We start from the raw sequence: 12939 nt of genomic DNA, 5'->3' as shown, positions 1-12939 counted from the left end.
GCATGGCGAAACGTTATTCTCGGATCGGTTAATATCCGGTAAGCCGAAGGTGTCGGCTGTGCGACAAGTTAACCGTCTTTGCCGCCATCGAAGACGACGAGGTGGCGGATGCGACGGCCGTGTTCCGGGCTTTGCGGCTCGCTGCCGATGATGTGCGCAGCGCCGGGCGCGATGGGCGGCACAGGCATCGTCGGACGTGCGGTTGAAAACACCGATTCGTGGTCTGGATCTACGACACGCAGCGTGTCGACCCGGCCTTCGACGATCGGATCCGCGCCCAGCCAGTAGGGCTTGGCGAGCGGGGTGATGGCGCCGAGCGAGCGGGGGCTTCCCAGGCCGCCTTCGAGCGGCAGCAGCACCATCTCGAATAGATTGACCTTTCCACCCTGGCTGAGACCTTCATAGGTGACCGTGACGACGGATTTCTCTTGGAAAGCGCTGTGCGCCACGCGTGCAATCATGCGCTGGTCGCGACGCGCCCAGATGGACGGAAAGGAGTAGCCCTTGAGTTCGCGCCCGTAGGTTGCGCACAGGCGGGTTCCTGCGAGCCGGAAGACCGGTTCGCCACGCGTGTCCTTCTCCAGGATGAATGTATCGGCCAGCAGGGTCTTGATGTCCGCCGGTTCGATCTCGGTGCGCCGCGGTGCAGGCCGCCCCTTGCGCAACCTGTTCCAGTATTGGAACAACGCGATCGATCCTTCCTGTTTCATGCTTTCTGCCGCCCCTTGTCCCTGTGCGGTTGTTTCATCGGTGAACAGAAACGAATCCCTCCGATGTGCTACATGGACGGACAGGCAGAACCCGTGCCAGTCCCGTTAACCGTTGTTCACGGCGTTCCGGTTCGTTAAGGTTAACAAAGGGTTTACGTTGCCGGGCAAACGCGGGCGTGACACCTTCCATTCACTCCAAGGGGACGACGCTTCGGCGGGAACTCCAGTCAGAAGAAATCTTGGGGGTGAGCAGGGGGCTCGACCAAAGCCGTTCGGGGAAACCCGGACGGCTTTTCATTTGCGCGACAGGGTGCTAGCGCACAGGACCCGTTGCAGATTGTCAGCCATGTCTTCCGATTCCGATCCGCAAAGCCGTCCCGTCGAGGACGAGATCGCCGAAAACGGCGAATCGGCACCGCAGCGCGAGCCGGTGTTCAACCTGCCGAAGGTCGTGATCGCGCTGCTTGCCATCTGTGTCGGCATTCACCTGGTGCGCGCCTATCTCCTGACCGACCGGCAGGACTTCGAAGTGATACTGCGCTTCGCATTCATCCCGATTCGCTACACCGGCGGTTACGCCCTCGACCTTTACGCGTTCGCGGGGCCATGGACGTACGCCTTCCTCCATGGCGGCATCGCGCACCTGGTCGTGAACATGGTCTGGCTGGCTGCCTTCGGCTCGCCGCTGGCCAACCGCATCGGCGTGGCGCGATTCCTTGCGTTCTGGCTGGTTACCTCGCTTGCGGCGGTGGGACTGCATTTCGTGCTGCACCCGGTCGATCCCGCGCCGCTGGTCGGCGCATCAGGCGCTATCTCAGGTATGATGGGTGCTGCCGCGCGCTTCGGATTCCAGATCGACCGCCGCCAGGGGCGGGGTGCATTCGCGGGACCGGTGCTCTCGATCCCTGCCGTCTTCCGCTCGCGCGCCGTCGTCACGTTCCTGGCAGTCTGGATGGTGGTCAATCTCGTTATGGGGCTTGGCGTTGGCGCACCGGGGTCCGAAAACCCGATCGCATGGGAGGCCCATATCGGTGGCTTCCTGGCCGGTTTCTTTCTCGTCAGGCTGTTTGTCCGCCGCGCCCGGCCCGACTAACACGTTGCAGTACTCTTGAAAACGGTTCGAGCCGAGCGCACCATGTGCCATCGCGGACCAACAAGCCGAGAGGAGCGTGCGATGACGGTCAGGTTGATACTGGAGGAAAAAGGTCGCGACGTTGTTACACTGGAGCCCGGCGCGACGTTGGCGCAGGCCGCCCAGCTTCTGGGCGCACGGCGCATTGGCGCGGTGGTGGTAACGGCGGGCGACCGCAAGATCCGCGGTATCCTCTCGGAGCGCGACATCGTGAGGGCCGTGGGCGAACTTGGCACGGAGGCGCTGTCGTTGACCGTCGACAAGGCCATGACGGCAAAGGTCAGCACCTGCCGGGAAGCCAATACCGTCAACGAAGTGATGGAAATCATGACGCGGGGCCGTTTCCGCCACCTGCCGGTTGAAAAGGACGGGCAACTGGACGGCATCATCTCCATCGGTGACGTGGTGAAGTTGCGCATCGAGGAAGTCGAGCGCGAGGCCGAGCAGATCAGGGAATATATCGCGACCGCATAGGGTTGACGCCCGCCGGGGCCGGTTGGCCCCGACGGGTTTGCGGACGGATCAGCGGTTGTCCTGCCGGGCGCGCACCAGTTCGAGGCCGCGCCGCGTGATGCGGTAGGGCCCGCCGCCTTTCGAGGCTACGGCGTTGCGCCGCTTCAGCCTGCGGAAAAGGTCGACATCGAAACCGGCAAAACGCCAGTTGTCGCGCGTGTGGCAATGAGCTGCCGCGATACGGCCCTGCTCGTCTTTCTCGAGTTCGATCCATCCGCCCTGCGCCAACAGGTGGAGGATGCGCTGTTCAGCGCGTGTGATGTTCATTGGAAAAAGTCCCGAAAACCCGGCCAAAGGCCGAACGACAATCACGCCGCCGCGTCTGCGGGGCGTCGTTTCTCGGTTTTCATGCCCTGACGATTGGACGTCAGGGCTTTAGCGGGACTCAAAGCTGGTGGACATAAAACACCCTAGAATGCACCCGCTACATAGGCGAGATCGTCCGCGGCGTCCAGATGTGGGCAGCCACGGCCGCCCGCCGCAGCCTGACAAGGGCGAATCGCTTGCATGGACGCGCGCTTTGATCTAGCGAAAGCCGCATGCAGAAAGGCGCGAAAGCGCGACAACGCCACAGCGAACCGGACCTCCATGACGATCATCGATACCCGCACACCCGACCCCAAGCGCCTGATCGCGGGTGCGACCGGCGACTGGGAAATCATCATCGGCCTGGAGGTTCATGCTCAGGTGACCTCCGAGGCAAAGCTGTTCTCTGGCGCCTCGACCGCCTTCGGCGCGGAGCCGAATGCCAATGTCAGCCTCGTCGACGCGGCGATGCCGGGCATGCTGCCGGTCATCAACGAGGAATGCGTGCGCCAGGCGATCCGCACCGGGCTGGGTCTGAAGGCGCAGATCAACCTGAAGTCGGTGTTCGACCGCAAGAACTACTTCTATCCCGACCTGCCGCAGGGCTACCAGATTTCGCAGTTCAAGCAGCCGATCGTCGGCGAGGGCACGGTGACGATCTCGGTCGGGCCCGACAAGAAGGGCAATTTCGAGGACATCGAGGTCGGCATCGAGCGGCTGCATCTGGAGCAGGATGCGGGCAAGTCGATGCACGACCAGCACCCGACGATGTCGTTCGTCGACCTCAACCGCTCTGGCGTCGCGCTGATGGAGATCGTTTCCAAGCCCGACATGCGCTCGTCGGACGAGGCGAAGGCGTATCTGACCAAGCTGCGCACCATCGTGCGCTATCTCGGCACCTGCGACGGCAACATGGACGAGGGTTCGATGCGCGCCGACGTGAACGTGTCGGTGCGCCGACCGGGCGGAGACTTCGGCACGCGCTGCGAGATCAAGAACGTCAACTCCATCCGCTTCGTCGGACAGGCGATAGAGTACGAGGCCCGTCGCCAGATCGGCATTCTGGAGGACGGCGGCTCGATCGATCAGGAAACGCGGCTGTTCGACCCGAACAAGGGGGAGACCCGGTCGATGCGTTCCAAGGAAGAAGCGCACGACTACCGGTATTTCCCGGATCCCGACCTGCTGCCGCTCGAATTCGACCAGGCCTATGTCGACGCGCTGGCTGAACATCTGCCGGAACTGCCGGATGACAAGAAGGCGCGGCTCGTCGAGAGCCTGGGCCTGTCGGCCTACGACGCATCGATTCTGGTCTCTGAGAAGGCGATCGCCGATTATTACGAGAAGGTCGCGGCCGGCCGCGACGGCAAAGCGGCAGCCAACTGGGTCATCAACGACCTGCTGGGCCAGTTGAACAAATCCGGCAAGGATATTGAAGAGACCCCGGTTTCGCCCGATCAGCTCGGCGCAGTCATCGACCTGATCAAGGAAGGCACGATCTCCGGCAAGATCGCCAAGGACCTGTTCGAGATCGTCTGGAACGAGGGCGGCGACCCGCGTGCGTTGGTCGAAAGCCGCGGCATGAAGCAGGTGACCGACACCGGCGCCATCGAGAAAGCCGTCGACGAGGTGATCGCCGCCAACCCGGAAAAGGTCGAGCAGGCCAAGGCCAAGCCGACGCTTGCCGGCTGGTTCGTCGGCCAGGTGATGAAGGCCACCGGCGGCAAGGCGAATCCGCAGGCGGTGAACGACCTGGTCAAGGCTCGCCTCGGGATCGAATAGCCATGTTCGTGCGCACGGCCTCATCGCGGGACATCGAAGCCGTGCGCGCCCTGCTGGTCGACACCTGGCACGACACCTACGATGCGATCTACGGCCCGGAACGGGTGACCGCGATCACCGACGACTGGCATTCGATCCCGTCGCTCGAGGCGCGGCTGATCAGGCCTAACTCCGAGTTTCTGGTTGCCGACGACGGCGAGCGCATCGGCGGCATGGCCTTCGCCTCGGCCGCCGATGACGGCAAGACCGTGATGCTGCATCAGCTTTACGTTCAGCCGGACTTTCAGGGCAGGGGCATCGGCGGCCTCTTGCTGGACGAGATCGAAAGCTGCTTTCCCGACGCCGACAAGGTGCGACTGGAGGTCGAGGAGGCCAATGCAAGGGCCGTCGCCTTCTATCTGGCGCAGGGTTTCGCCAAGGTCGGCATGACAGCCAACTGCGGCAGCAGCAATTCCGACATTACCGCCGCCATCTACGAGCGTCCGATCGTCTGGGCCGACTGAAAGCCCGGCTGTTGCATTGTGCGCCGCGCCGCGAGCGGCTATTGCGGGCCGACTTCAATTGAACCGGACCTGCCATGACCACCGGACTGCCCTTCGACGATTACCGCCAGCTTCTGAAAACCTTGCCCGGGCCGAGTGTGGCCGCGCGCGACCGTGCGGCGGCACGCAACGAGATGCTGTCGAGACAGGGACCTTCGCTCGGGCGCCTCTGCGAGATAGCCGAATGGCTGTCAGCCTGGACCGGGCGTGACCCGCAGGTGCTTCGCCCGCTGGTAGCCCTGTTTGCCGGCACACACGGCATGACCCGGCATGGCGTTTCGCGCCGCGTGGCCGACGAAACGCAAGCCATGATCGAGCACGCGGCGGCCGGTGGCGCGGCCGTCAACCAGCTCTGCGCCGCCAACGATCTCGGACTGAAGATATTCGACCTCGCGCTGCACATGCCGGTGGGCGACATCACCGCCGAGCCGGCGCTGGACGAGCGCGGCTGCGCGGCCACCATGGCCTTCGGCATGGAAGCGGTGGCGGGCGGCATAGACCTGCTTTGCGTTGGCGGCGTGGGTGCCGGCGGCACGACTTCGGCGGCTGCCCTGATGGCGGCCCTGTTCGGTGGTGACGCGGCCGACTGGGTCGGGCCGGGCGCTCGTGCCGACGATGAGATGATTACGCGCAAGGTGGAGGTGGTGGAAAAGGCAATCGCCCACCACGGAACGAACCTGAAAGACCCGCTCGAAGCCCTGCGCAGGTTGGGCGGCCGCGAATTCGCAGCGATCGCTGGCACGATCCTTGCCGCCCGCGTCGAGAAGGTGCCGGTAATCCTGGATGGCTACGCGGCGCTGGCCGCCGCGGCCGTGTTGAAGGCGGCAGGACCGGGCGCGATCGACCATTGCCTGCTCGCGCATTGCTCGACCGAGCCGGGAATGGCCCGCGCGGCACGGCTGATGGGGCTCCGGCCACTTCTTGATCTGTCGCTCGGCGACGGGGAGGGGATCGGCGCCGCACTTGCGGCGGGGATCGTGAAGAACGCTGCCCTGGTGCATTCCGGCATGGTTGTCCGGACTTAGCGCCGCCTGCCGCCGGCCGCGGCAACCTTTTCGGTCGGCAGCGCCGGCAGTTCTTCCATGATGCGATATGGCGGCAGGATCGCGATGGCTTCCGTGCCTTCGCGCAGCTTGGAATGAAGCTGGAACTCGCCGCCATGCAGCGCGATCAGCCCCTGGACGATCGGCAGCCCGAGCCCGGTGCCTTGTTCCGCGCTCTTGATGGCGATCGAACCTTGGCCGAACGCCGACAGCACGACCGGAATCTCGTCGTCGGGTATGCCGGGACCATTGTCTTTCACCGAGATGTACTGGCCGCCGCCAGCCGTCCAGCCGACGCGCACGCGCACTTCGCTGCCGCTGGGCGCGAACTTGACCGCGTTCGACAGCAGGTTCAGCGTCACCTGCCGCAAGGATCGTTCATCGGCGAAGATGCGCGGCAGGTTCGGTTCGAACTGCTGCACGAGGCGAATATCCTTGTTGCGCGCCTTCAGCTCCATCAGGTGGCAGCATTCCTCGACGACGGCTTCAAGCGACATCGGCTCTTCGCTAAGCTGGTAGCGGCCGGCTTCGATGCGCGATAGATCGAGGATTTCGTTGATGAGGTGCAGGAGGTGGCGGCCGGAGCCGTTAATGTCCTTCGCATAGTCGCGATAGGTATCGTTCTGCATCGGACCGAGCACCTCGTTCGCCATGACCTCGGAAAAGCCGAGAATGGCGTTGAGGGGCGTGCGCAGTTCGTGGCTCATGGTCGCCAGGAAGCGCGATTTGGCGAGGTTTGCTTCTTCGGCACGTCTGCGTGCCTCGTCAGACATCGCTTTGGCCGTCTCCAGCTCGGCGATCAGGCCATCCTTTTCGGCGCGGAACGACAGTAGCATCACGCTGGCTGAATGCAGGTGGCCGGCAACATAGCTGAAGAACGGCAGCGATATGACGAGCAGGCCTGCCATGATTGCTTCTACAGGCTGCCAGCCGCTCGACATGGCGACCGAAGTGGCAAAGATGCCGACCGGGAGCGCGAATGTGGTGGCCAGCGCACCGCTGAGCGCCGACGAGATGATCGCGGTTGCCGCCATGACCAGAAGCAGGACCACGGCCTTGAGCACGGGAAACTGATCGACCTGACATTCATTGCAGGCGATCCATGCGAAATAGCTCCAGCCGATGCCGCTGACGAAATGGCCGAAAAGAAAGGCGCGCCGAACCTTCTTGGCGTTGATTTCGGCGGTTTCGGTGCGGTCCACCCCTCGGGCGATCAACGCGAGCCCGCCGTAGCAGGCGATGGTGACCAGCGCCCATGCAACAATGGTGAAACCGACGCCGACAAACAGCCCCGCCGCCGTGACGGCCATGACGGTGAGGGGGATGGCGAGCGCCGTGTTGATCGTCGCGCGGGCGTGCAGTTTCAGCAGTTCGCGATCGTAGACCGGATTGCCAGCCTGCTGGGCAAGCCTGTCGCGCGTGCGCCGCACCGCGCGCGCAACGTCACTGTTGCGGTGCGCCTTGGTGCGGTCCACAATGTTCTTGTCGGTTGCGTTTGAGCGTTGTAACGCCATGGAAGATTACGATTTTCGCGCGATACTTTCGTTGCGGCACGCTAACGCGGAATGATTAAGAGACCCTTCCGTAGATGGCCTTGAAGAGCCGCAACCGCTACGCGCGCCGGCGCAAACCAAGGTCGTTCGTCCGGCTGTTTCTGGACCTGGCGCTGGCTGTCGCGATACTTGCCGCGCTGGCCTTCGTTGCCGGACACGAGCGTTTCGGAACGGCCGAGACCAGATCCGGCATGCCGCAGGTGGTGGACGGCGATTCCCTGACGCTCGGCGGCGCGCGGCTGCGACTGATCGGCATCGATGCGCCGGAACTCGGCCAGACCTGCGTTGGTCCGCGCGGCGACTATGCCTGCGGGCGCGAAGCGCGCAACGCGCTGGCAGAACTGATCGGCGGACGGCCGGTCACGTGCGAGGCAAGGCGGCGCGACCGCTATGACCGGCTGCTCGCAAGTTGCAAGGCCGGAGGCGTCGACTTGAACCGCTCGATGGTGGAGCGCGGCTGGGCCGTCGCCTATGGCGACCATGGGGATGCCGAACGGTCGGCGCGAGACGCCGGCCGTGGCCTCTGGGCCGGTTCTTTCGAGCGCCCGCAGGACTGGCGCCGCATTCACGGCGGCATGGCGGAGGTCTCGCATGACGGGCTTTCGGCGATCGGGGATTGGTTGCGATCCCTTTTTAAGGGCAACATGAGTGGACAGGAAACGGACGGAGGAGAGACCAGATGAAGCTTTACGATGGTGGGCGTGCGCCCAATCCGCGCCGGGTGCGCATCTTTCTGGCGGAGAAGGGCATCGAAGTGCCGCTGGTGCCGGTCGACATGGGCGCGATGGGCCATCGCTCGCCCGAAGTCGCCAGCCGCAATCCGCTGCGGCGGCTGCCCGTGCTGGAACTCGATGACGGCACGGTCATCACCGAATCGGTCGCGATCTGCCGCTATTTCGAAGAAACGCACCCCGAGCCGCCGCTGTTCGGCAAGGGGGCGGTCGGCAAGGCGAAGGTCGAGATGTGGCAGCGCCGGATGGAGCTGAATTTCCTCAGTGCCGTTGCCAGCGCCTTCCGTCACCTGCATCCCGCCATGAAGGAATGGGAGATACCGCAGATTGCCGAATGGGGTGAAGCAAACAAACCCAAAGTACTGGATTTCCTCGCTTTCCTTGACGGCGAGCTTGCCGATCGCGAGTTCATCGCCGGCGACACTTTCTCCATCGCCGACATCACGGGAATGATCGGCATCGACTTCATGAAGCCCGCCCGCATCGCTGTGCCGGACGAGTGCGCCAATGTGCGGCGCTGGTATGCGACGGTCGCCTCGCGGCCGAGTGCTGCGGCCTGATGGACGAAGAACTGGCAGAGCTCGTCGAACGCATACGCGCCTGCCGCTTGTGCCGGGATGCGCCGGCCAACCCGGCGCGTCCTTTGCCGCACGAGCCGCGCCCAGTGGTCACAGCGTCGTCCACGGCTCGTATCCTGATTGCCGGGCAGGCGCCCGGCACGAGGGTTCATGCCACCGGCCAGCCGTTCAACGACCGCTCCGGCGATCGCCTGCGCGACTGGCTGGGTGTCACGCGTGAAGAGTTCTATAACCCGGAGAACTTTGCCATCGCGCCGATGGGGTTCTGCTTTCCAGGGCAGGACGCCAAGGGAAGCGATCTGCCGCCGCGCCGCGAATGCGCGCCGGCTTGGCGGGCCGATTTGATTGCCGCGATGCCGCAGGTGGAACTGGTGTTGGCCATCGGGCTCTACGCGCAGGGCTGGCATATCGGCGATGCGCGGCGGGCTTCGCTCACCGAGACGGTGGCCGACTGGCGCACGATCTTCATGCGCAACGAAATCCCGCGCGTGCTGCCGCTGCCGCACCCTTCCTGGCGCAACACGGCATGGCTGAAAAAGAATCCCTGGTTCGATAGCGATTTGCTGCCGGTGCTCCGCCGCGAAATCGCAATGCGCCTCGACCGCCACGCTTAGGCGTTTCACGCGCCAAAGCGCCTTTCTATGAGAAGAAGTTTCTTGTCGAGGCAAAGTTTTGCTCTCATCATGGCATGAAATTCCACCGGAGTTTCGAAATGGACCGCCTCGACAAAAAAATCCTCCGCCTCTTGCAGGAGGACTCGACCTTGGCCGTCGCCGACGTGGCGAAGAAGGTGGGCCTTTCGACCACGCCGTGCTGGCGGCGTATCCAGAAGCTCGAGGAGGAGGGCGTAATCCAGCGGCGCGTGGCGGTCCTCGACCCGGTGAAGGTGAACACCCGCGTCAACGTGTTCGTCTCGATCCGCACCAACGCGCACAGCATGGAATGGCTGAAGCGTTTCGCCGAGGTGATCCAGGAGTTCCCCGAGGTCGTTGAGTTCTACCGCATGAGCGGCGAGGTCGACTATCTGCTGCGGGTGGTGGTGCCCGACATCGCTGCTTATGACGCCTTCTACAAGCGGCTGATCGCCAAGATCGAGATTCGCGACGTATCGTCCGCGTTTGCCATGGAGCAGATCAAGAACACGACGCAGCTTCCGCTCGACTATCTGGTGCTCGACAAGGAAGCCGGCGAACGCGCCGCATAAGTCGGCCCGATAAGCGCAATTCGGCCCCGACGTGAACGAACGGTCGTGGGAAAGGGCGCGCCATGCGGCGCTGGCCCGACGGATTTGCGCAGTGTGGGCTGCCCGAACCACGTTGCATGTTCGGCTGATTTGTCGACTATCGTCTGGCGAGAGTCTTTCGAAGAAACCACGCGCCAGGCAGGTACGAGCACATGAAACGCAAGCCGATGATCGCCGTGATCATGGACGAAAACACTAGTGCTGGCGGCACCGCCTACGAGACGTCGAAAGCCTATTTCTCCGCTGTGGGCCGCGCTGGCGGCGCGCCTTTCGGCATTCCCTACCTGCCTGAGATCGTCGACCAGACGGTCGAGCAGTTCGACGGGTTTCTCAGCGTCGGCGGGCGCATCGAATTTCCCGAACCCTGGTACGTCGACGGCGACCGGTCGCAATACCCGGCCTCAGATCGGCTGTCCGTCGAGATGGCGCTGATGGAAGGCTTTCTGGCGCGCGACAAACCGGTGCTGGGCATCTGTAACGGCATGCAGATGCTGGCATGCCTGAACGGCTGCCGAATGGTTTCGGACGTGCATGCCTCATGGCCGGATGCGCTGAACCATGACCAGAAGGACCTGCGTCACGAGGTGCTCATTCAGCCCGGCACAAGGATGGCAGAGGTTTTCGCGAAGGAGACGTTCAGCGCGAACACCTTCCACCGCGAGGCGATCGTCGAGGCGTCCGCGGATGTGGTCGTCACCGCCCGCGGACCGGACGGCGTGATCGAAGGCATCGAGGTGCCCTCACAGACCTTCGCAATGGGCGTACAATGGCATCCCGAAAAGCTGGCCGGCGAAGATCATCCGGGCCTGCGTATATTCGATGCGTTTGTGGACGCAGCGCGGGATCGATCGTAGCGGTGTTGTCCGAGTATTGAGACGGTCAGCGCGGCAGGAAATTCTCGGCCATGAAATCGATAAAGCACCGGAGCTTGGGTGACAGATAACGACTTGACGGCCAGATGATCCGCATCAGGCCGACATGTGCGACGTAGTCATCGAGGATCGTCACCAGCTTGCCGGCGCGCACCTGTTCGCTGACAAGGATGTCCGGCAGACAGGCAATGCCATGGCCTCCTTCAGCCATGAGGAGCAGTGGCTCGATCGTGTTCGCGATGGCGGTCGGGGCCAAGTCGATGTCGAGTTCCGCGCCATTGCGGTGAAGCGGCCAGCGCTCGAATTTACGGCTGGTCGCAAACCGATGAAGCAGGCAGTCGTGACTGGCTAGATCCTCCGGCACTTGGGGAAGACCAGAACGAGACAGATAAACCGGCGCGGCGACAAGTTTGAGCCGGAATTCTCCCAAGGTACGGCTCATCAGTCGCGAATCCGAAATTTCGCCGGCCCGGATAACGGCGTCAAACCCCTCATCGACAATGTCGACAATCCGGTCGCTGAAATCGAGGTCAAGGTGGACATCCGGATATGCGCGCATGAAGGCGGTGAGCGTCGGCACCGTAAGCGCATTCACAATCGGCAGGCTTATGCGAAGGCTTCCGCGCGGTGTCTTTTGGGTCTGCGCCAGTTCCAGTTCCGCAACCTCGATTTCACAAAGGATGCGCCGGCAGCGTTCGAGGAACATCGCACCTTCTTCGGTGAGGGTGATGCTCCGCGTGGAACGATGGAAGAGGCGGACCCCAAGCTGCTCTTCAAGGCGGGTGATGGCCTTGCCGACAGCGGAGGCGGACAGACCAAGCTGACGGCCTGCGACAGTGAAGCTCCTGGCATCGGCAGCATCTACAAACGCACTGATCGCGCCCAAGTGATCCATCTTGCAATCCAATAGCAGAAATATATTCCGAAATGATCGGAACTATAGCCAGATTGTCTGAAATGAGACAAGCCGCCACCTTCGGCCTGCGTCCCTGTATGGCGCGATACGCCTGCCAACTAGGGATGAAAGACAAGGATCTCGCTATGGATAACTCACTCTACAATTACTCCCCGATCGTCGATCGACCCCATGTATCTTGGCCAAATGGTGCGCGGGTGGCCTTCTATATCGGGCTCAATGTCGAGCATTTCGAGTTGGGCAAGCCGTCAACGAGCATCTGGGAAGGCACGGCCCAGCTGCAGCCGGACCCACTCAATCATGGCTGGCGCGACTATGGCCCCCGCGTCGGCATCTGGCGAATGATCGAGAGCTTTGACAGACATGGCGTCCGCCCCTCGGTCCTGCTTAACTCCGATGCAGCAGTCCATTATCCGCAGATCGTCGAGGCCGGCAGGCAGCGCAACTGGGCCTGGCTCGCACACGGAAAGACGAACTCAGTGCTTCACACCGACATGGCGCCGGACGAAGAACTTCGTTTCCTCGAAAACGTGCTGGCGACGATCGAAAAGTCGACAGGCCAACGTCCGCATGGCTGGATGGGGCCGGGGCTGACGGAGACCTTCGAAACCCCAAAGATTCTGAGCAGGCTTGGTCTTTCCTACGTCCTCGACTGGACGGCCGACGACCAGCCCTTCGAGCTGAATGTTCCAGGGATGATATCGGTGCCGTATTCCGTTGAACTGAACGACCTGATGTTGTTCGGGTCCAGCGGGCTTACGGGCGATGAATTTTTTCGGACAGTCGTCGATCAGTTCGATCAGCTTTACGCCGATGGCGCTGCCTCGGGGCGCGTAATGGCGCTGGCATTGCACCCATTCGTGACGGGCCAGGCGTTTCGGGCTAAGTACCTCGACAAGGCGCTTGAATATATCGCATCGCACGAAGGCGTATGGCTGACGACCAGCGACGAAATCGCCGAACACTATCGTACCATGCAAGGCCTTTCGACGACGCAGAACTGACTGGATCAGTGTGG

At 62.9% G+C, this 12939-nt stretch carries 15 protein-coding genes; 11 read left to right on the top strand and 4 right to left on the bottom strand.

Annotated elements, in window-relative coordinates:
* Positions 1–68: 68 nt before the first annotated feature.
* On the bottom strand, positions 69–710 hold the full coding sequence (locus ACVJNE_RS11790) for a PAS domain-containing protein (protein ID WP_499565770.1): 642 nt from the start codon (positions 708–710) through the stop codon (positions 69–71).
* Between the two features lie 346 nt (positions 711–1056).
* On the opposite strand from ACVJNE_RS11790, the gene ACVJNE_RS11785 reads away from it, so the two are divergent.
* The gene (locus ACVJNE_RS11785; protein ID WP_499565768.1) at positions 1057–1803 is read left to right on the top strand and encodes a rhomboid family intramembrane serine protease; all 747 of its coding nucleotides are present in this window, start codon (positions 1057–1059) and stop codon (positions 1801–1803) included.
* Positions 1804–1884: 81 nt separating this feature from the next.
* Positions 1885–2316, top strand: coding sequence for a CBS domain-containing protein (locus ACVJNE_RS11780; RefSeq protein WP_173191200.1), 432 nt, complete (start codon positions 1885–1887; stop codon positions 2314–2316).
* 48 nt (positions 2317–2364) lie between these two features.
* On the opposite strand, the gene ACVJNE_RS11775 is transcribed toward ACVJNE_RS11780, so the two are convergent.
* A complete protein-coding gene (locus ACVJNE_RS11775) occupies positions 2365–2622 on the bottom strand; it encodes a YjhX family toxin (protein WP_173191202.1) in 258 nt (85 codons plus the stop codon).
* A gap of 321 nt (positions 2623–2943) precedes the next feature.
* Here ACVJNE_RS11775 and gatB point away from each other — a divergent pair, with 321 nt between their 5' ends.
* From gatB to ACVJNE_RS11760, 3 genes are all read left to right on the top strand, one after another.
* A complete protein-coding gene (gatB, locus tag ACVJNE_RS11770; RefSeq protein WP_499565765.1) occupies positions 2944–4443 on the top strand; it encodes an Asp-tRNA(Asn)/Glu-tRNA(Gln) amidotransferase subunit GatB in 1500 nt (499 codons plus the stop codon).
* 2 nt (positions 4444–4445) lie between these two features.
* Positions 4446–4946, top strand: a complete 501-nt coding sequence (locus ACVJNE_RS11765; RefSeq protein ID WP_499565763.1) for a GNAT family N-acetyltransferase — start codon at positions 4446–4448, stop codon at positions 4944–4946.
* 74 nt (positions 4947–5020) lie between these two features.
* Entirely contained in the window at positions 5021–6010 is a 990-nt protein-coding gene (locus ACVJNE_RS11760; protein WP_499565761.1) for a nicotinate-nucleotide--dimethylbenzimidazole phosphoribosyltransferase, read from the top strand.
* On the opposite strand, the gene ACVJNE_RS11755 is transcribed toward ACVJNE_RS11760, so the two are convergent.
* Complete coding sequence (locus tag ACVJNE_RS11755) at positions 6007–7542, bottom strand: sensor histidine kinase (protein ID WP_499565759.1); 1536 nt, start codon at positions 7540–7542, stop codon at positions 6007–6009. The two genes, ACVJNE_RS11760 and ACVJNE_RS11755, sit on opposite strands and share 4 nt — an antisense overlap.
* A 74-nt stretch (positions 7543–7616) precedes the next feature.
* Between ACVJNE_RS11755 and ACVJNE_RS11750 the strand changes: the two genes are divergently transcribed.
* The 5 genes from ACVJNE_RS11750 (at position 7617) to ACVJNE_RS11730 (ending at position 10987) form a co-directional block, all read left to right on the top strand.
* On the top strand, positions 7617–8264 hold the full coding sequence (locus ACVJNE_RS11750) for a thermonuclease family protein (protein WP_499565757.1): 648 nt from the start codon (positions 7617–7619) through the stop codon (positions 8262–8264).
* On the top strand, positions 8261–8872 hold the full coding sequence (locus ACVJNE_RS11745; RefSeq protein ID WP_499565755.1) for a glutathione S-transferase family protein: 612 nt from the start codon (positions 8261–8263) through the stop codon (positions 8870–8872). Before ACVJNE_RS11750 ends, ACVJNE_RS11745 begins: the two co-directional genes overlap by 4 nt.
* Positions 8872–9504: a uracil-DNA glycosylase family protein gene (locus ACVJNE_RS11740; protein WP_499565753.1), complete on the top strand. Its 633-nt coding sequence runs from the start codon at positions 8872–8874 to the stop codon at positions 9502–9504. Before ACVJNE_RS11745 ends, ACVJNE_RS11740 begins: the two co-directional genes overlap by 1 nt.
* Before the next feature lie 98 nt (positions 9505–9602).
* Positions 9603–10094 carry an Lrp/AsnC family transcriptional regulator gene (locus ACVJNE_RS11735; RefSeq protein ID WP_368802953.1) on the top strand — a complete coding sequence of 164 codons (492 nt, stop codon included), beginning with the start codon at positions 9603–9605 and terminating at the stop codon, positions 10092–10094.
* Between the two features lie 191 nt (positions 10095–10285).
* Positions 10286–10987, top strand: coding sequence for a gamma-glutamyl-gamma-aminobutyrate hydrolase family protein (locus tag ACVJNE_RS11730; RefSeq protein WP_499565751.1), 702 nt, complete (start codon positions 10286–10288; stop codon positions 10985–10987).
* A gap of 25 nt (positions 10988–11012) precedes the next feature.
* Here the strand turns inward: ACVJNE_RS11730 and ACVJNE_RS11725 are convergent, their stop codons facing one another.
* Positions 11013–11900 carry a LysR family transcriptional regulator gene (locus ACVJNE_RS11725; RefSeq protein WP_499565749.1) on the bottom strand — a complete coding sequence of 296 codons (888 nt, stop codon included), beginning with the start codon at positions 11898–11900 and terminating at the stop codon, positions 11013–11015.
* A gap of 62 nt (positions 11901–11962) precedes the next feature.
* On the opposite strand from ACVJNE_RS11725, the gene ACVJNE_RS11720 reads away from it, so the two are divergent.
* Positions 11963–12925, top strand: a complete 963-nt coding sequence (locus ACVJNE_RS11720) for a polysaccharide deacetylase family protein (protein ID WP_499565747.1) — start codon at positions 11963–11965, stop codon at positions 12923–12925.
* Positions 12926–12939: the final 14 nt, after the last annotated feature.

Source organism: Mesorhizobium sp. DxT, assembly GCF_058448885.1.
The sequence above is the reverse complement of the archived record's forward strand: the minus strand, read 5'-3'. Positions and strand labels throughout refer to the sequence as shown.

Excerpts from the sequence above, each read along its gene's own strand:
- ACVJNE_RS11790 (WP_499565770.1), bottom strand. The coding sequence starts at position 710 with ATGAAACAGGAAGGATCGATCGCGTTGTTCCAATACTGGAACAGGTTG.
- ACVJNE_RS11785 (WP_499565768.1), top strand. The coding sequence starts at position 1,057 with ATGTCTTCCGATTCCGATCCGCAAAGCCGTCCCGTCGAGGACGAGATC.
- ACVJNE_RS11780 (WP_173191200.1), top strand. The coding sequence starts at position 1,885 with ATGACGGTCAGGTTGATACTGGAGGAAAAAGGTCGCGACGTTGTTACA.
- ACVJNE_RS11775 (WP_173191202.1), bottom strand. The coding sequence starts at position 2,622 with ATGAACATCACACGCGCTGAACAGCGCATCCTCCACCTGTTGGCGCAG.
- gatB (WP_499565765.1), top strand. The coding sequence starts at position 2,944 with ATGACGATCATCGATACCCGCACACCCGACCCCAAGCGCCTGATCGCG.
- ACVJNE_RS11765 (WP_499565763.1), top strand. The coding sequence starts at position 4,446 with ATGTTCGTGCGCACGGCCTCATCGCGGGACATCGAAGCCGTGCGCGCC.
- ACVJNE_RS11760 (WP_499565761.1), top strand. The coding sequence starts at position 5,021 with ATGACCACCGGACTGCCCTTCGACGATTACCGCCAGCTTCTGAAAACC.
- ACVJNE_RS11755 (WP_499565759.1), bottom strand. The coding sequence starts at position 7,542 with ATGGCGTTACAACGCTCAAACGCAACCGACAAGAACATTGTGGACCGC.
- ACVJNE_RS11750 (WP_499565757.1), top strand. The coding sequence starts at position 7,617 with ATGGCCTTGAAGAGCCGCAACCGCTACGCGCGCCGGCGCAAACCAAGG.
- ACVJNE_RS11745 (WP_499565755.1), top strand. The coding sequence starts at position 8,261 with ATGAAGCTTTACGATGGTGGGCGTGCGCCCAATCCGCGCCGGGTGCGC.
- ACVJNE_RS11740 (WP_499565753.1), top strand. The coding sequence starts at position 8,872 with ATGGACGAAGAACTGGCAGAGCTCGTCGAACGCATACGCGCCTGCCGC.
- ACVJNE_RS11735 (WP_368802953.1), top strand. The coding sequence starts at position 9,603 with ATGGACCGCCTCGACAAAAAAATCCTCCGCCTCTTGCAGGAGGACTCG.
- ACVJNE_RS11730 (WP_499565751.1), top strand. The coding sequence starts at position 10,286 with ATGAAACGCAAGCCGATGATCGCCGTGATCATGGACGAAAACACTAGT.
- ACVJNE_RS11725 (WP_499565749.1), bottom strand. The coding sequence starts at position 11,900 with ATGGATCACTTGGGCGCGATCAGTGCGTTTGTAGATGCTGCCGATGCC.
- ACVJNE_RS11720 (WP_499565747.1), top strand. The coding sequence starts at position 11,963 with ATGAGACAAGCCGCCACCTTCGGCCTGCGTCCCTGTATGGCGCGATAC.